Source organism: Lacticaseibacillus paracasei subsp. paracasei, from assembly GCF_000829035.1.
Classification (GTDB): domain Bacteria; phylum Bacillota; class Bacilli; order Lactobacillales; family Lactobacillaceae; genus Lacticaseibacillus; species Lacticaseibacillus paracasei.
The window spans coordinates 868,577-885,380 of sequence record NZ_AP012541.1; the positions used below are offsets into that span (position 1 = coordinate 868,577).

The window sequence follows — 16,804 nt, forward strand, 5'->3', positions numbered from 1 at the left end:
ACCGGATTCTATTTAAGAATCCGGTTTTTTGTACGCTGATATCGCTCTCGTTTGCCGATAAATAGCTGAAGTTAAAACGGACTGACCACTCGATCGGTATGATCTTCGGTGGCGGTTTTTCTGACAGGTTGTTTGTACAATTTCGCTGTTTTATCGGTGACTTGCGCAATGACATCGTAGTCTGGGTCATTTTCTAACGGGCCAAAATTGAACACTGTCTGCGTTGCTTCGCGCTTGATATCTTGCAATCTAGTGCTGATAAGGACATGTAGCATATCTGCTTTTTGATGTGATCGTTCGATTTCTTCACTGGCTTTGGCTAAAGTATACCCTTCATCAAGCATTGTCTTGATCATGACGATTAAGGTGATGTTTGCCAAGGAGTATCGTTTATTGCCATTAGCGTCATGCCTGCGAGAATGAATGAGCTGCTTCTTTTCCCAGTATCGAATTTGCGTTGGGGTGGCTCCGGTGACGCGGCTGGTTTCGCCTATGCCGAGTGAAATATCGAGTGAACGTAAACGTGCATTAAACGGTCCCATGACATAGCATCCTCTCTTGAAAATGCGCTCACTGGCGCCAAAAACCGATGCATAAGGACCATGATTGTGATGACCGATTTTCCGGCCATCACGGCCAAGCCCACTTATGATCTGGTTTCTCAACGCGCCTGTTCACGCTATTACCTTGACATTTATTAAGTTTAAATGTAATATTTTCTATTGTCAATATTACATTATGTGATATAGAAAACATGAAATCTTATAAAGAAACTAGGCGAATTTATGGACGTTAAAGATATCAACGGGAAACACGTCAATGTACCAATGATGGTCACGACCTTGATCGTTGGGACGTTTATTACGATTTTGAATCAGACCATTCTATCTACCGCGTTTCCAACGCTGATGAAGGCCTTCAACATTTCAACTGCGACAGTGCAGTGGTTGTCGACAGGCTTCATGCTGGTAAACGGGATTATGATTCCAGTATCCGCATATCTGAGTGCGAAGGTGCCATCAAAATGGTTATACATGAGTGCAATGAGTACTTTTTTTGTTGGCACATTGGTTGCCTTCATTGCAAATAGTTTTGGCGTTTTGCTAATTGGTCGATTGATTCAGGCACTTGGCGTTGGGATCACGATGCCGTTGTTGCAGAACATCATGATGTCGATTTTTCCCCCGAACCGGCGCGGCGCTGCTATGGGGATGGCTGGAATTGCGATTGGGGTGGCGCCTGCCATCGGGCCAACGCTTTCCGGTTATGTCATCGACAATTTCGGCTGGCGTTTCTTATTCGGTATGATTCTGCCAATTGCAGGTCTCGTTATTTTGGCAACATTGTTTTTCTTCAAAAATGTCTTACCGTTGTCTGATCCTAAGTTAGATATTCCTTCCTTGATTGAATCATCAATTGGGTTTGGCTCCTTGCTGTATGGCTTTTCTGAAGTCGGTAATGATGGTTGGGGTGATCCGATTGTTTTAGGCACAATCGCACTCGGCATTGTGTTTATCTTCATCTTTGGTTACCGTCAATTGCACTTAAAAGAACCATTTGTTGAATTGCGAGTGTTTAAGAGCAAAATCTTTGCCTTATCCACAGTCTTAGGTACCATCGCCAACATGGCGATGGTCGGGGTAGAAATGATTTTGCCAATGTATTTGCAAATCATTCACGGCAAGAGTGCGTTGGAGTCAGGTTTGACATTGTTGCCTGGGGCGATTTTGATTGCTTTAATGAGCCCGGTCACTGGTCAAGTGTTTGATCGCATCGGGGCTAAGCGGCTTGCACAGTTAGGCTTGTTCTTGCTGACGATTGCAACATTGCCATACTTTTTCCTGACAGAAAGCACGCCTTCCATTTTTATTACGGTGATTTATGCTGTGCGGATGTTTGGGATTTCAATGGTCATGATGCCTTTGACGACGAATGGGATGAACGCCTTGTCACCTGATATGATTCGACATGGGACAGCGGTTAACAACACTGTCCGTCAGGTGGCAACTTCCATGACAACTGCTGTCATGATTTCAGTTCTGTCAAACGTCACCAATCTAGCCAAACCGGCGGCCAGTTTGTTGAAAACCAATCCGCTGCAGTATAAGCAAGACTTTTTTGGGGCAACACTTAGTGGCTACCACGCAGCCTTTCTGTTGGCAGCAGGGTTCAGTTTAATTGGCTGGATCTTGGCTTTCTTCTTGAATACCCACGCGATGTCGCAAGAAGTGACGATCAAAAATGAAAAGAAGGTGAAGGCATGATTCTATGGTTTTTGGGCCTGACAGTGATCGGCCTTTATCTCAGCTTTATTATGATGAAACGCTCCAGTTTGCGTAGCACGTTAATTGCGGTCTTCGGGATTGGTGTGGTGGGTAGTCTATTGCTGATTACGTTGAATGATAATGCGCATTTTGGCATGGTCAAACGAACAACAACTGATGAGCAGACCATCTACACCGCCTCACCGAATGCACAACTGCCAATGTTGCTAAAACAAAACATTGGCACGGATGGCAAGCATGTTGTCTACATTTATAAGACCGATCCGAAGAAAAAAGCGGTTCATACCAAGGCTGATATTGTTGTAACTAATCGGGTGACAACGACAGCGAATGCCACAGCTTCGTTGACGAGCAAAACAACTCGGTGGCAATATCAAAACGGTTTTTATGGTGCGTTGTTCAATCATGAAGGGGCTGGTCAATTGGTTGCTCAGCACAATCAATTGGTCATCCCAACAAGCTGGTCAGTGCTGACAACGGCTCAGGCCAAGCAGCTTGGTAAAAAGTTGGCCGCCTTGCAGCAACCAACTGCAGAACAAAAAGCGTCACTGGCAGCCGCAGTCAAGGCTAAAGCTGCTGCGCTGGCCAAGGCTGATCCAAAACTAGCAGCAGATCCGACAGCTTTAGCGAAGCAGGCTAAGGCTGCGGTTGAACAAGCAATGATTCAGCAAGCTGTTCGTGAAGTGCAAGCACAAAAATAGTCTGATGCCGCCCATAACGTGGTACTAGGGCAAACATTTTTCGTAACATTATCTTGACGAATGGCTTTTGTCAGCCTTCTAAATTAAAAAAAGCAGTCCGCTATTTTTTAACGGTCTGCTTTTTTGATTGTTTGGCAACTCGGTTTGTCAGATAAGGACTAAAATACCACCAACTCACCATCAGCAAGGCAAAGCCAAGTGAAAATCCAGCAAAGACGTCTGTGGGATAGTGAACGCGCACGAAGATCCGAGAATAACCGGTTAAAAGAATCATGCCACTGGCAAGGCAGGTGATGAGCCATTTGGCGGATTGACGTTTGAGCAGTGCCCAAGCCAAAAGGATCATGGTACCGTAAAAGATCATCGTGCCACTAGAATGCCCGCTAGGAAAACTAAAACCGCCAGCATGTACCAATGCCCGAATCTGAGGATCTGCAATAAAAGGTCGTGGTCGCCGAACCCAATATTTGATTCCGACGTTAACGAGGCTCATCAAGGCCCCCATGCTGGCTGCAAAAAGTGCAGCGTAACGATAACGCTTGAGCAGTAACACCACGGCGAAAGCCATGGTTAAAAAGACTAAGGATGCTGGATTGCCGAGACTGGTGATTAAGATGAGTAAGGGTTTAAAAGTGACAGGATGGAACTGGGTGACAGCAGCAATTACCTGTTGATCAATGGTATGAATCCATCCAGCGTTATTTAGAATACCCGTCAATAACGTGATGAAAATAAATAAAGCAATTGCTGCAAGATACAATGGTTCGGGTCGGCGTTTTAGCACTTGTTGCCTCCTCTACAAAACGTTCGCAGTCGCAGAAACCTCCACATAAGGACCTCAGACAGAAATGACCAAAGTCCAGCCATTTCTGTCTGAGTCCACTTATGTTCCGGTTTCTAAACGTGCCCGCTCACGCTCTGAAATCGACTAATGTTATAAGAATAGCACAAACACCATTGAACCTTGGCAATGTTTTTGCTATGATTGACGCAATCATCAAACGAACAAAGGAGTAGTAAGTTAGCGCGGGTGACAGAGAGCAGGCGGTGGTGCGAGTCTGACGAAGCAAAGACCGAACTGACCTTTGAAGTTGCTGGGGTGAAATTAGTAGCCACAGCCGGCCGGACCGTTATCTCCTTTGAGCGCTGTGAAAGCAGAACTTAGGTGGTACCGCGGCTGAGCCGTCCTAATGTAGATAGGGCGGCTTTTTGTTTGAAATTAAGTGGGAGGTAACAAAATGGCATACGATCATCATGAGATCGATAAGAAGTGGCAGCGTTATTGGGCCGAGCATAACGAATTTAATACCACAACCGATCCTAAGAAGCCGAATTATTATGCGTTGGACATGTTTCCTTATCCGTCAGGCCAAGGCCTGCATGTTGGGCATCCGGAAGGGTATACGGCAACTGATATTGTTGCACGCATGAAACGGATGCAAGGGTTCAATGTTCTTCATCCTATGGGCTGGGATGCATTCGGCTTGCCAGCTGAGCAATATGCCTTGAACACGGGTCACAATCCGAAGACCTTTACCAAACAAAATATTGAGACCTTTAAGCGTCAAATCAACAGCCTTGGCTTTTCATATGACTGGAATCGTGAAATCAACACAACGGATCCGAATTACTACAAGTGGACCCAGTGGATTTTTGAACAACTTTATAAACATGGTCTGGCATATGAAGCTGAGGTACCGGTTAACTGGAGTCCGAATCTAGGGACGGTTGTTGCAAACGAAGAAGTGATTGATGGCAAAACGGAGCGTGGCGGGTTCCCAGTTGTTCGGAAGCCGATGCGTCAGTGGATGCTGAAAATCACAGCCTATGCTGAAAAGCTGTTGACGGATCTGGACGATCTTGACTGGCCGGAATCAATTAAGCAGATGCAACGCAACTGGATTGGCAAATCAACTGGGGCACAGATCACCTTCCGGGTAACTGACAGTCATGAGCCGTTTGATGTCTTTACCACTCGTCCAGATACGCTGTTTGGTGCAACGTATGTCGTGATGGCACCAGAACATGAATTAGTTCAGAAAATTACCACCCCAGCACAACAGGCCGTCGTTGATGCGTACATTGACGAAGCCGCCCATAAGTCAGATCTTGATCGTACCGCTTTAGATAAGGAAAAGACTGGTGTTTGGACCGGGGCCTACGCGACTAATCCGGTTAACGGCGAAAAACTGCCGATTTGGATTTCAGACTACGTTTTAGCCTCTTATGGGACTGGCGCAATCATGTCCGTGCCTGCGCATGATGATCGTGATTACGCTTTTGCCAAAAAGTTTGGTATTGAAATCAAGCCTGTTATTGAAGGCGGCAATGTCGATGAAGCAGCTTATACTGGCGATGGCGTGCACATCAACTCCGGGTTCCTTGATGGTTTGAATGAACATGACGCGATTGATCGAATGATCAAATGGCTTGAAGATAAAGGTATCGGCAGTGCCAAAATCAATTACAAACTGCGTGATTGGGTCTTTTCACGCCAGCGTTATTGGGGTGAACCGATTCCTGTCATTCACTGGGAAGATGGCGAAACCACGTTGGTGCCAGAAGACGAACTGCCCCTCACATTACCTGAAGAGGCTGATATCAAGCCAAGCGGTACTGGCGAGAGTCCACTGGCAAATCTGACTGACTGGGTTAATGTGGTCGACAAGAACGGGCGGAAAGGTAAGCGTGAGACCAATACAATGCCGCAATGGGCAGGGTCTTCATGGTACTTCCTGCGGTTTGTTGATCCTCACAACAAGGAAGCTCTTGCGGATTACGACAAACTTAAGGCATGGATGCCAGTTGATCTGTACATTGGAGGGGCTGAACATGCTGTGCTGCACCTGCTGTATGCCCGTTTCTGGAATCTGTTCCTTTATGACATCGGGGCGATCCCGAACAAAGAACCGTTCCAACGGCTATTTAACCAAGGGATGATTCTGGGCGATAATCATGAAAAGATGAGTAAGTCCAAGGGCAATGTGGTTAATCCAGACGATGTGGTTGATGAGTATGGTGCCGATACCTTGCGGCTGTACGAAATGTTTATGGGGCCGCTGGATGCTGGTATTGCTTGGTCAACAAAAGGGTTAGCTGGTGCCCGCAAGTTCTTGGATCGCGTCTGGAGTGCTTTCATTGATGATGAAGGCAAACTGCGTGATCGGATTACGACGATCAATGACGGTCGACTTGATAAGGTTTACAATGAGACGGTCAAGAAGGTTACCGAGGACTACGATGCTTTGCATTTCAACACGGCAATTTCACAGATGATGGTCTTCATCAACTCAGCGCGTAAAGATGATGACCTGCCACTAGAATATGTTGAAGGATTCGTGAAAATGCTTGCGCCGATTGCCCCGCATCTAATGGAAGAAATTTGGTCACGGCTAGGTCACGATCATAGTCTGACTTATGCGCCATGGCCAAGTTATGATGAAAGCAAAATCAAAACCGACACTTACGATATGATGATCCAAGTCAATGGCAAGCTGCGCGGTTCGATTACGGCGGATGTCAACGAATCAGATGATGAGATCAAACAAGCGGCTTTGGCAAATGATAATGTTCAGAAATTTACGGCGGGCAAAGACATTAAGAAAATTATTGTCGTACCGCGAAAAATCGTGAATATTGTCGCAAAATAACCGCACTGGCTTCACCAATTAACTGAAAGAAAAAATGGTCAACGAATGGTTCCTGAAGGAAGCGGGCGTTGACCATTTTTTTAGCGATTCAGCTGTATGAAAAGTTTTGTATTTTTGGCGTTTCGATTGTGAGATTACTTGCTACGTGGCGGCTGGTAATTGTCAAAGTTTTCTTTTGATTCCCGAAAGAAGCCCGGGAAAGATTGCAAGTCGCGCTGGGATTGCCTAAAATATAAAGGATTATGCAACACGACAGGAGTTTATCATGGAGAATTCGCTGGGCAGCGGTAATCAACCGCAACGTTCAGATAAGGAAAAAATGATCCGCGGCTCGGCGTGGATGACTGCCGGCAGTGTTTTTTCGCGGATTTTAGGGGCCATTTATGTCATTCCATGGCGTATTTGGCTTGGAGCAGCGTTTCTAACTGCCAACGCTTTGTTTACAAAAGGTTATCAAATTTACAGCCTTTTTCTGATTATTTCGACTGCTGGTGTTCCTGGTGCTGTTTCCAAACAGGTTGCCCGGTACAATGCTATGGGCGAATATAAAACCGGGATGCGTCTTTTTTACCACGGCACTTTTGCCATGGTGCTGATGGGGATTGTCTCGTGTGGTGCCATGTGGCTGCTCTCGCCGCTTTTAGCAGCGGGTGACGCGCGCATGATACCGGTTTTTCGGTCACTGGCATGGCCGTTGCTGCTAATTCCGTCGCTTAGTTTGATTCGCGGGTTTTTCCAAGGTTATAACGAGATGGCGCCGAGTGCCATCAGTCAGTTTATTGAACAAGTGGCGCGAATTCTTTATATGTTAGTGATGACTTACGCGATTATGGTGGCGGGTAACCACAGCTATCTGAGTGCGGTGATTCACTCCACCTTCGCCGCGTTCATCGGGGCCGTTTTCGGACTTGGACTGTTAGTTGTTTATTTCCTCCGGCAAAAACCACGGTTGGATGCGTTGGTTGCCCAAAGTGCTAATTCCCTGCAGATCAGTGTCAATGAGATTCTTCTAGATGTGGCACGGCAGGCGATTCCATTTATCATCATGGATTCAACGATTAATATTTACTACATCGTTGACCAGTACACATTTAATCCAATGATGAAGGCTTTTTATCTCGTTAGCGAAGATCAGCTTGACCGTTTTTATGCGCTGTTTGCCGGAAACGCTAATAAACTGATTATGATCGTTGTTAGTCTGGCAGTTGCTATGGCCATTACCGTAGTACCATTATTGGCAGGTGCGAAAACGCGCGGTGATGTTGAGGGATTGGCCCGGCAAATCACGAATACACTGCAGTTGTTTTTTATCGTCATGATACCTTCGGCGTTGGGGATGGTGGCAGTCGCGCGCCCACTGTATGTTTTGTTCTATCGGGATATGGACTGGTTGGGCATTCGCTTGTTGCAGATTTCATCACTTTTAGCGATTATGCTGGGCTTGTTTACGGTTTTGGCAGCAATTCTTCAGGGATTGTTCAATAACCGTCTTGCTATTCAAGAGATGCTGATTGGCTTGGCAGTTAAAGTGATTGTACAGTGGCCAATGATTTTCTTCTTCAATGTTTACGGTCCGGTTTTGTCCACAATGTTAGGCATGACGGTCTCGAGTCTCCTAATGCTCTATTCAACGAATCGGATGTACAATATTCATGTACGCCAAACCATTCGCCGCGGCGTCGGTATTCTGGCCTTTTCCCTGATCATGTGCGCCGTTTGTTACCTGATTGTGAATGCATCAACCTTGGTGATCAATCCGCGGAGTCAGTTCGGGGCAGCGTTCGTCTTGCTGATTGCAGTTGGGGTGGGCGTTTTGATTTACGTTTATTTGATTTTGAAAACGCGTTTGGCTGATTTAATCATTGGTGAGCGAATTAGTCGACTTCGCGATATTTTACACATTCGGTGAGCTTATGCGATTAGATAAATATTTGAGTCATTTACAATTTGGTAGTCGAAAAGAAGTTAAGGCACTTATTCGCGACAAGCGGGTACGTGTGGCCGGTGATTTAATCACTGATCCTGGTTACAATGTGTTGCCGGGGATCGCGGTCGAGGTGAACGATGCCCAAGCGGATGGGCCGCTTGAGGTCGATTATTTGATGAACAAACCGGCCGGGGTGATTACCGCAACAGAAGATCCAACGCAATCAACGGTGCTGGATCTGATCCGACCACATGATTACCGACCGGGTTTATATCCCGTAGGTCGTCTGGATAAAGACACTACTGGTCTGTTGTTACTTACGACCGATGGCAATTTAGGTCATGCACTGCTTTCGCCTAATCGTCATATTGCCAAAACCTATGCTGCAACTTTGGCTAAGACATTAACTGCTGACATGAAGCAGCGACTCGAAACCGGCATTGATTTAAAGGACTTCACAACCGCCCCGGCACAAGTCGTTGTTTTGCCGGATACCGATGGCAAACGCATCCAGATTACAATCACGGAAGGTAAGTTTCATCAAGTCAAGCGCATGCTGTTGGCAGTTGATAATGAGGTGACGGCCTTGACGCGAATTGCTATGGGACCATTGTCATTGCCAGCCGATTTAGCTGCTGGGGAGTATCAGGCTTTAACCGATGACGAACGGACCGATTTGGATAATATCACTCGTTGAGCAACCGAGCACTTTGCTGTGGTGATTGTTTGGCTTTGTCTAAGCGAGAGATTTTGTTTGTTACAGGAGTTTAAGAGAGCGGCCTTGATTAGGCGAACCAAGATGGCTACTTTGACAAACATGATTAGAAAGGGTGCGTGTCATGGATCAACAACAGTACGTCTGCCCCAAATGCCAAAACACGGCTTATGTTGCCGACCAATTTCAAGCAACTGGTGGTAATTTTTCAAAAATCTTCGATGTTCAAAATAAAAAATTCGTGACTATTTCTTGTGCCAGATGCGGGTACACAGAACTTTATCGCAGTGAAACCAGTTCTGGCATGAACATTCTCGACTTCCTTTTGAATGGCGGCTGAGAAGGCGTAAGTTCAGGTTAAGAATGATTTCAAAAAAGCAGGTGACCCTTCAGCCGTCGTTGTGGCGGAAAGGGATCACCTGTTTTTGTTTGCTGCTTGTTCACAAATTGGTTCGTCATTCTGAAAGCTGCTTTAAGTAGGTGGGCAGTTCGCGAATGACCATAGTCGGTAAGGCAACATAACTATTCATAGCTACAATATCAGCTACACGGGAATGGACAAAAACGGCTGCGAGAGCGGCTTTGTCCAATGGCTGGAACTGGCCCGCAAAGGCAGCAATAATGCCTGTCAGCGTGTCACCAGAGCCGCCTGTGGCCATTGCCGGCCCACCGGCTGTGTTTTCATAGACATCTTCATCAACGAAAACATGTGTCTGGGAACTTTTCGCGACGATGATACCCGGTATTTTTGCGGCCGCTTTTTGGCTGGCTTCAATGGTTTGGGCAGCCAGGGGTAAGCCAGATAACCGCTGCCATTCAATCTGGTGAGGGGTCCAAACTAGTTGGGCTTGCGGGTAATCTAGGTGATGAGAGGCAACGAGAGTGATCGCTGATCCATCAATGATCATGACCTGCTTGGCATTGACGGCAGCAAAAACTGTTTTCAAAATGGTAAGGGCTGTACCATCAGTGCCCAGCCCAGGACCAACAACAATGACCGTTGCTTGCCGCACAGCCGTCTCAAGTTCCGGCGCGGTAGCATCGAGGATCATTGCCTCAGGTAATCGGGCGTGCAACGCATGACGGTTAACTGGGTCAGTCGCAACACTGACCAACCCGGCGCCAGCGTAAACAGCAGCACTGGCACTCATGATCGCAGCACCGCCAAAGTGGGCATTACCGCCAACAATCAGAATTTTGCCGAAACTGCCTTTATACGTATCACGGGCCCGTGGCCGGACCACACTTTGTGCAAATTGCTCTGTCAATTGTTTCATGACGGATTTGCCGCCTCCTTTAAAACTTCCCAATTAGAAAAAGTTTTGGTCGTCAATTCAGGCTGGCCGGTCGTTAAGAATGCTTTCGCAAACATGACAAGCGGCGATGCATTGGCCCACGTCAAAGTATCAAGTGGCAAGGCGCAGGCACCGAGCGAATCCTGGCCCATAAATTGGGCAACGCTTGTTTCTAGTTTACCGCCGTTAATGGATAGCGCATAGAAAACGCAGATGTGCTGGTTGATGGTCCAGTGTTGGTACTTCCAAGGATAGATAAAACTGGTTGCCCCTAGTTGTTGATCAATCGTGGCTGTCAATCCGGTTTCTTCGGTGAATTCCCGCAAGACGTCATGTTCAAGCGGTTCAGGGCCATCAAGGCTACCCCCGGGAAGGTCGAAGCGATGACGATAAGGACCCCCATTTTTCTTAATCACGACAAGCTTGTCGTCAATCGTTGCAATCCCGTAACAACCAAATGCGCGATGAGTTTTATGTGTCATCAGGCCACCTCCATTGATCAAGGGTAGCACGCTGCTGCAGGGGGAACAAATTGTAAAAATAGTTCGTGATTTTGCTTGCGTGCCTTACCTGCTTCCGTTATAATCATTTATGTTGTTGCCGCGATGGCGGAACTGGCAGACGCGCAGTGTTCAGGTCGCTGTGGGATTTATCCCGTGCAGGTTCGATTCCTGTTCGCGGCATTCTCGTGATTTTTAACGGCGGTTAAAAATCGAAATGCCCGTGTAACAACGTTTTAGCCTTCCTAATTGATGTTAGGGGGGCTATTTTTGTGTGCAAAATGTGAACAAGCAATGACTTATGCCTTGATGCAAGTCATCAGGTCTGGAAGCTGTGTTATATTCGTCATGAGGCGACTGAGCAAGCGGCAAGGTGAATGAAGAGTATAAACATGATGTGGCCTGAAATGAAGCACGATCAATAGTTGAAAGGGATGATCGCTGGATGATTTATTTTCTTGATGAATACTTACTTGCAAAGAACTCAAGTGTTGAACATGCTGCGTTGAAACGACTGGCTTTGTTCAAACAATTTAAGCAACCAGTTAAGATTCTGACGCGTGATTACGATCGTTTGAGTGTCCAAACCTTGCGCAAGCTTGGCGTTGCTCAGACGGATGTGCGCAACATGTTCGACTATTTTCAGCATGTGCCCGCCGACCGACCGGAAAAAGCTGTGCATAATGATGAGATCAATTTGCCGACAATGGATGAAGTTTCAGTCGATGCTAACCAAAGTCAGGTCACGAACGGCGACCGGCTGCGACGGCAGGTCGGTTATATTCCAGGAACCGTCGGCCATGTTTATTATCAAAACTTTTTGGACGATCAAGGCAATCTTGTGGAATGCGATCTTTGGGACGCCCGAGGGTTTAAATCGGCCACTCAGTATTTTGGACAGGATGGCTTGTTAGCCTTTGAACGCTACTATGATCTTCGAGGTGTACCAGTGCTGGACATTTATTATGCTGGTGATCATGCTGGTCAGATTCAGATCAGCCGGATTGTTTTAAAAGGCCAAACCCTTAAAGAAGATCATGAGTTTGATACATTGGGAGAGTTGTTTAGCTATTTTCTTGATCAACTTGCGACTGAAGATTCAGAAACAACGATTTTTATCAGTGATCGTCCGGGGATTGGCGTTCAACCGCTACTAGCAATGCATGCAGCCGCAAAGAAGTTTGTTTACATACCCATTAATCATGTTTTAACACCTGACAAACCGCGGCAAGGCGAACTTGATGGTTTTATTCAACCTGTGCTGCAGCATCCCCAAAAAGTAGATGGCTTAATTGTACAAACGCCGCAGCAGCAACATGATCTTCATGATCGTTTTCCGAAAGTTCGGGTGGCGGCGATTCCAGCGGTGACATTTGATCCGGCTTTGACAGCGCGTTCGGCGGCCGCCGCTGCAAGCAAGAAAATCCTGTTTGTGGGTCGACTGTCGCCTGATAAGCAACTTGATCAGCTACTTCGGGCAGTCGCTTTGGCGAGTCGGCAGGTGTCTGGCGTGACGCTTGATTTGTTTGGTTACGGTGATGAACAATATCAAACCGCGATGAGGCAGCTTGCGGATCGTTTAGAGATTGGCAGTCAAGTGACATTTAAGGGTTACCAGTCATCTCTGGCTGATCAGTACCCGCAATATGCCTTGTTGGTCAATACGAATTTGACAGATGGTGGTCCGTTGGCGTTGGTTGAAGCACAAACCCATGGACTGCCAGTGGTGAGTTATCGCTTTTCCTATGGACCTAGTGCCTGTGTGATTGATCAGGAAACCGGTTATCTTATCAAGCAAGGACGCGTCAATGACCTTGCTGAAGCGATTGTGAGACTGCTAAAGCGGCCAGAGCAGTCACAACAATTCGGCGATCATGCCAGAGCACTGGCGCAAAAGCAGCTAGCGCCTGAAAAAGTCTACGCCCGCTGGCAAGCATTTCTTGGACTGGAGAGTTAACCCGACAAAACGGTAAGGAGGTTCAGGATGTATTATTTTTTAAATGATCAAATGGCCTATGCCAAGTCTGGTATTGAAGGCGCGGAAATTCAGCGGTTGCAGCTTTTCAAAGCGAACCAGACGCCAGCAAAGATTGTTACCCGGCAATTTGCTTTAGATCTACACGATGTTTTGAAAGATGCGGGCATTGACGATACTGATTTTATCAATCTGTTTGATTACTTTTGCGACCTGCTGAGCACACCGTGGCAGCAGGTAACGGTTGCAGACGTTTGCCAGCCGACTGCGGGCGTGACCCGCCGGCGTGAAGGACGCCAGGTGATCTTCAGCCGCGGTTCCCGAGTCATTCGAATTGTTTATTTGCGCGAAAAGGCGGGGCGTGAGCAAGAGGTTAGCAATGTTCAATACTTTGATGTGACCGGCCGAACGATCAAAATGAGTTGGTGGGACACGCGAGGCAACCATTGTTTGGATCAGTATTTTGATCAAGGCGGCAAAATTTTCCAAGAACACTATTTGGATCGTCATGGTCGCACGCGGCTTGAAAAACTGCATTATTTAAATCATAGCCAGCAAGAAAAATTTTCGTGGAAATTGGTTGATTTTCATGGTGTGGATTATTTATTTGATGGGCTTCATGATTTGACAAGGTTCTTCTATGATCAACTGAATCAGGTAGATGGCGGCTATAATGTCTTCGTGTGCGATCGGACGACGGAAACTGGCTGGGGCTTGTTGCACATGACGACACCGGCGCTCAAAGTTTTGCATCTGCACAATAACCATGTTGCCGGGAATGAGGACGTGCTGCATGCGAAGCTGAATAATTTTTATGCTAGTGCCTTGACCCATTTGAATCGCTGGGACGCTGTGATTGTGCCGACACCGCAGCAGGCGCAGGATATGGCCGCCCGGTTTGGCACGGCCACGCCGATTTTCACGATTCGAGTTGCTTTTGTTAAGGCGGCAGATGTAGCGGCTAATCGCCTCCCGTTTTCACAACGCGAACAACATCTGGTGGTGCATGTTGCGCGATTGGCACCGGAAAAACAGCAGGCAAGTTCAATTCGGGCATTTGCCCAAGTTGTGAAGGCCATTCCGGATGCTAAACTTGAACTCTGGGGTTATGCCAATGGTGATATGGCGCCAAAACTACATGCTCTGGTTGAAAAGCTGCATCTCGCGGATCACGTTTTCTTTAAGGGTTATACTCGCGACATAGCGGCCGTCTACAATCGTGCACAGTTAGGACTGTTGCCTTCCAGTGCCGAAGGATTTCCGCTAACCTTGATTGAAGCACAGGCACACGGATTACCGATGATCGCAAATGACATTCACTATGGGCCAGCCGATATTTTGGCCAACGGTAAAAGCGGGCTTTTGACGCAAAATGGTGACATTGATGGTTTAGCAAATGCGATCATTGGGTTATTGAATGATTCAACTAAGCTGGCCCAGTTTAGCGCGGCTGCCTATGACAATGCTTTGCGATTCACTGATACGAGCACATTTGTTCAGTGGCAGAAACTCATGGCGTTTGCGGCAAAGAAAAAGACAAGGCTGGCGGCCTTTGAGCATGTTGATTAGGCACCGGTCATGGCAATGAGTGGCGTTTTTACTGACAACTGTTCAAAAAATGGTAGGATGAGGCGTAAGCTTTTACCAAGAAATGGAGGCTAACCAATGTCAATTTATGATTATGAGGTCACATTAGAAGATGGCTCGCAATATGCTTTGAGCAAATACAAGGGTCGACCAATGTTGATCGTGAACACTGCCACAAAATGCGGCTTCGCGCCTCAGTTTGATGGTTTGGAGAAATTGTATGACAAGTTCAAGGATCAAGGTTTGGTAGTGCTAGGTTTTCCTTCTGATCAATTTAAACAGGAACTGGCTGATGGTCATGCAGCGGCCGAGGCTTGCCGGTTGAAATACGGTGTGAGTTTTCCAATGCATGATTTGATTAAGGTGAACGGCAAAGAAGCAGCTCCACTATTTCAATACCTTAAAACCCAAGCCCCTGGTGAACTAGGCAAGTCCATCAAATGGAACTTTACGAAGTTTTTGGTTGATCGTGATGGTCAAGTTGTCGCCCGCTTTGCACCAAAAACAAAACCAGAAGCGATTGAACCAGCAGTGGAGAAGCTTCTTGGCTAACTTTTGTCAATTGCACGTGGGGCTGGTTCACGCTCTGTTTTAAACGCGTTTGCCAGCCCAGAGACCTGCGTGTAAGGACCTTGGGTGCAATGACCAAAGCCCGGCCATCACACCCAAGGCCGCTTACACTCCGGTCTCTCCCGGTCTGGTTCACGCTCTGTTCTAAACGCGTTCGCAGGCCCAGAAACCTGCACATAAGGACCTCGGACATAAATGGCCAAAGTCCAGCCATTTATGTCCGAGGCCACTTATGTGCAGGTTTCTAACCGGGCCTGCTCACGCTCTGGACACTCATGCATGTGATGCGTACAATGACATCAAAAGTAAGAAAGCAGGGATGATTGATGGAAGAATTGCCAGCTGATGTAGCGGCTTTTGTTGAAACACATTTGGTTGATCGGCGCAATAGTAACGCCGTGAAGTGGGATGGTTTGGCAGGTGAATTTGGCCGCACGGATCTCCTGCCGATGTGGATTGCCGATACCGAATTTAAAGCACCTCAGGCGGTGATTGACGCCTTAACCGCTCGCATTCAAGAAGGAACTTTTGGCTATTCCATTCGGCCACAATCCTACTATGATGCCTTCATTGATTGGGAAAAGACTCGCCATGGCGTGACGGTGCAGCCGGAATGGATGCGTTTTGGTGTCGGTGTGGTTAAATCGCTGTATGCCATGGTCAATTGGCTGACCGAACCCGGCGATCCAGTTTTAATCATGCAGCCTGTCTATTATCCCTTCATGAATGCGATTAAGGATCTTGGTCGCAAAGTGGTCTCGGTTGATCTTCAATTAACTGCTGATGGCTGGCGGATAGATTTTGATCAATTGGATAAAACGCTTGCGACGCAAAACATTAAAGCCATGATTTTTTGCTCGCCACATAATCCGGTCGGTCGAGTTTGGACCCGTGAAGAACTGGAACGGCTTTTTGCGATCACGAGTCACCATGATGTCACGGTGGTATCTGATGAGATTCACGGCGATTTGGAAGTTAGTGGGCCAAAATTCACCTCTGCTTTGCAAGTAGCTGAGGGTCCGGCACGCAGTCGGCTTGTCGTCCTGAATGCACCGTCGAAGACCTTTAATCTTGCGGCTTTACTGAATTCGCATATTATTATTCCGGATGAAAAGTTGCGCACGGCTTATGATGATTTCATCAAACAGTTGCATCCAGTAGATACCAGCCTTTTGGGACAGGTCGCCGGTGAGGCAGCCTATCGTCACGGTGGCGCGTGGTTAGACAAGGTGCTTCAAGTTGTCCGATATAACTACCAACAGTTGCTAACCGGTCTGAAGCAGAGCGCTCCGAAGGCTACAGTTGCGGACTTGCAGGGCACCTATCTTGCCTATGTGGATATTGGTGCCTATGTTGCGCCAGCCAAAATTAAATCATTTGTTGAAGATGTTTGCGGACTGGCAGTTGATTACGGCGCATGGTTCTCCCCCAAAACAGCTACGTATATTCGCTTGAACTTAGCCACCGACCCCAAACTTGTTGCCGAGGCGATTCAGCGTTTAACTGAGCACTTGGCTCAGCCGCAACTTTAATTGAAACAAAACAAAACACCCTGTTAACGCAAGGCATGTTGACTCATTACCAAACATACAAGGTTTG

General features: G+C 47.1%; 14 protein-coding genes and 1 tRNA gene. 11 read left to right on the forward strand and 4 right to left on the reverse strand.

The window, feature by feature from the left end:
• Window positions 1-71 precede the first annotated feature (71 nt).
• Window positions 72-542: a MerR family transcriptional regulator gene (locus tag LBPC_RS04405; protein WP_003564124.1), complete on the reverse strand. Its 471-nt coding sequence runs from the start codon at window positions 540-542 to the stop codon at window positions 72-74.
• A 243-nt stretch (window positions 543-785) separates the two neighbouring features.
• On the opposite strand from LBPC_RS04405, the gene LBPC_RS04410 reads away from it, so the two are divergent.
• Both LBPC_RS04410 and LBPC_RS04415 read left to right on the forward strand, forming a co-directional pair.
• A complete protein-coding gene (locus tag LBPC_RS04410) occupies window positions 786-2,264 on the forward strand; it encodes an MDR family MFS transporter (RefSeq protein WP_003569431.1) in 1,479 nt (492 codons plus the stop codon).
• A complete protein-coding gene (locus LBPC_RS04415; RefSeq protein WP_003578170.1) occupies window positions 2,261-2,986 on the forward strand; it encodes a DUF4811 domain-containing protein in 726 nt (241 codons plus the stop codon). The genes LBPC_RS04410 and LBPC_RS04415 overlap by 4 nt, the downstream gene beginning before the upstream one ends.
• A gap of 100 nt (window positions 2,987-3,086) precedes the next feature.
• Here LBPC_RS04415 and LBPC_RS04420 read toward each other — a convergent pair whose 3' ends face one another.
• Window positions 3,087-3,770, reverse strand: coding sequence for a phosphatase PAP2 family protein (locus LBPC_RS04420; RefSeq protein ID WP_003661370.1), 684 nt, complete (start codon window positions 3,768-3,770; stop codon window positions 3,087-3,089).
• Between the two features lie 454 nt (window positions 3,771-4,224).
• Between LBPC_RS04420 and leuS the strand changes: the two genes are divergently transcribed.
• From leuS to LBPC_RS04440, 4 genes are all read left to right on the forward strand, one after another.
• Entirely contained in the window at window positions 4,225-6,636 is a 2,412-nt protein-coding gene (gene leuS, locus LBPC_RS04425; RefSeq protein ID WP_003661368.1) for a leucine--tRNA ligase, read from the forward strand.
• Between the two features lie 265 nt (window positions 6,637-6,901).
• Entirely contained in the window at window positions 6,902-8,545 is a 1,644-nt protein-coding gene (locus LBPC_RS04430; protein WP_003564130.1) for a putative polysaccharide biosynthesis protein, read from the forward strand.
• Between the two features lie 4 nt (window positions 8,546-8,549).
• A complete protein-coding gene (locus LBPC_RS04435; protein WP_003593811.1) occupies window positions 8,550-9,260 on the forward strand; it encodes a pseudouridine synthase in 711 nt (236 codons plus the stop codon).
• 142 nt (window positions 9,261-9,402) lie between these two features.
• The gene (locus LBPC_RS04440; protein WP_003569458.1) at window positions 9,403-9,618 is read left to right on the forward strand and encodes a zinc ribbon domain-containing protein; all 216 of its coding nucleotides are present in this window, start codon (window positions 9,403-9,405) and stop codon (window positions 9,616-9,618) included.
• A 115-nt stretch (window positions 9,619-9,733) separates the two neighbouring features.
• Here LBPC_RS04440 and LBPC_RS04445 read toward each other — a convergent pair whose 3' ends face one another.
• On the reverse strand, window positions 9,734-10,555 hold the full coding sequence (locus LBPC_RS04445; protein WP_003569460.1) for an NAD(P)H-hydrate dehydratase: 822 nt from the start codon (window positions 10,553-10,555) through the stop codon (window positions 9,734-9,736).
• The gene (locus LBPC_RS04450) at window positions 10,552-11,055 is read right to left on the reverse strand and encodes an NUDIX hydrolase (RefSeq protein ID WP_003564134.1); all 504 of its coding nucleotides are present in this window, start codon (window positions 11,053-11,055) and stop codon (window positions 10,552-10,554) included. Before LBPC_RS04450 ends, LBPC_RS04445 begins: the two co-directional genes overlap by 4 nt.
• Before the next feature lie 117 nt (window positions 11,056-11,172).
• Here LBPC_RS04450 and LBPC_RS04455 point away from each other — a divergent pair.
• From LBPC_RS04455 to LBPC_RS04475, 5 genes are all read left to right on the forward strand, one after another.
• Window positions 11,173-11,256: transfer RNA gene (locus tag LBPC_RS04455), tRNA-Leu, on the forward strand.
• Between the two features lie 262 nt (window positions 11,257-11,518).
• A complete protein-coding gene (locus tag LBPC_RS04460) occupies window positions 11,519-13,030 on the forward strand; it encodes a glycosyltransferase family 4 protein (RefSeq protein WP_003593827.1) in 1,512 nt (503 codons plus the stop codon).
• Between the two features lie 27 nt (window positions 13,031-13,057).
• Window positions 13,058-14,617, forward strand: coding sequence for a glycosyltransferase (locus tag LBPC_RS04465; protein WP_003593829.1), 1,560 nt, complete (start codon window positions 13,058-13,060; stop codon window positions 14,615-14,617).
• 96 nt (window positions 14,618-14,713) lie between these two features.
• Window positions 14,714-15,187: a glutathione peroxidase gene (locus tag LBPC_RS04470; RefSeq protein WP_003564137.1), complete on the forward strand. Its 474-nt coding sequence runs from the start codon at window positions 14,714-14,716 to the stop codon at window positions 15,185-15,187.
• A 344-nt stretch (window positions 15,188-15,531) separates the two neighbouring features.
• On the forward strand, window positions 15,532-16,737 hold the full coding sequence (locus tag LBPC_RS04475; RefSeq protein ID WP_003583932.1) for a MalY/PatB family protein: 1,206 nt from the start codon (window positions 15,532-15,534) through the stop codon (window positions 16,735-16,737).
• Window positions 16,738-16,804 lie beyond the last annotated feature (67 nt).

What these genes read in the sequence shown, in the direction of transcription:
- LBPC_RS04410 (WP_003569431.1), top strand. Translation starts at nt 786, where the DNA reads ATGGACGTTAAAGATATCAACGGGAAACACGTCAATGTACCAATGATG.
- LBPC_RS04440 (WP_003569458.1), top strand. Translation starts at nt 9,403, where the DNA reads ATGGATCAACAACAGTACGTCTGCCCCAAATGCCAAAACACGGCTTAT.
- LBPC_RS04460 (WP_003593827.1), top strand. Translation starts at nt 11,519, where the DNA reads ATGATTTATTTTCTTGATGAATACTTACTTGCAAAGAACTCAAGTGTT.
- LBPC_RS04435 (WP_003593811.1), top strand. Translation starts at nt 8,550, where the DNA reads ATGCGATTAGATAAATATTTGAGTCATTTACAATTTGGTAGTCGAAAA.
- LBPC_RS04415 (WP_003578170.1), top strand. Translation starts at nt 2,261, where the DNA reads ATGATTCTATGGTTTTTGGGCCTGACAGTGATCGGCCTTTATCTCAGC.
- LBPC_RS04450 (WP_003564134.1), bottom strand. Translation starts at nt 11,055, where the DNA reads ATGACACATAAAACTCATCGCGCATTTGGTTGTTACGGGATTGCAACG.
- LBPC_RS04445 (WP_003569460.1), bottom strand. Translation starts at nt 10,555, where the DNA reads ATGAAACAATTGACAGAGCAATTTGCACAAAGTGTGGTCCGGCCACGG.
- LBPC_RS04475 (WP_003583932.1), top strand. Translation starts at nt 15,532, where the DNA reads ATGGAAGAATTGCCAGCTGATGTAGCGGCTTTTGTTGAAACACATTTG.
- LBPC_RS04430 (WP_003564130.1), top strand. Translation starts at nt 6,902, where the DNA reads ATGGAGAATTCGCTGGGCAGCGGTAATCAACCGCAACGTTCAGATAAG.
- leuS (WP_003661368.1), top strand. Translation starts at nt 4,225, where the DNA reads ATGGCATACGATCATCATGAGATCGATAAGAAGTGGCAGCGTTATTGG.
- LBPC_RS04465 (WP_003593829.1), top strand. Translation starts at nt 13,058, where the DNA reads ATGTATTATTTTTTAAATGATCAAATGGCCTATGCCAAGTCTGGTATT.
- LBPC_RS04405 (WP_003564124.1), bottom strand. Translation starts at nt 542, where the DNA reads ATGGGACCGTTTAATGCACGTTTACGTTCACTCGATATTTCACTCGGC.
- LBPC_RS04470 (WP_003564137.1), top strand. Translation starts at nt 14,714, where the DNA reads ATGTCAATTTATGATTATGAGGTCACATTAGAAGATGGCTCGCAATAT.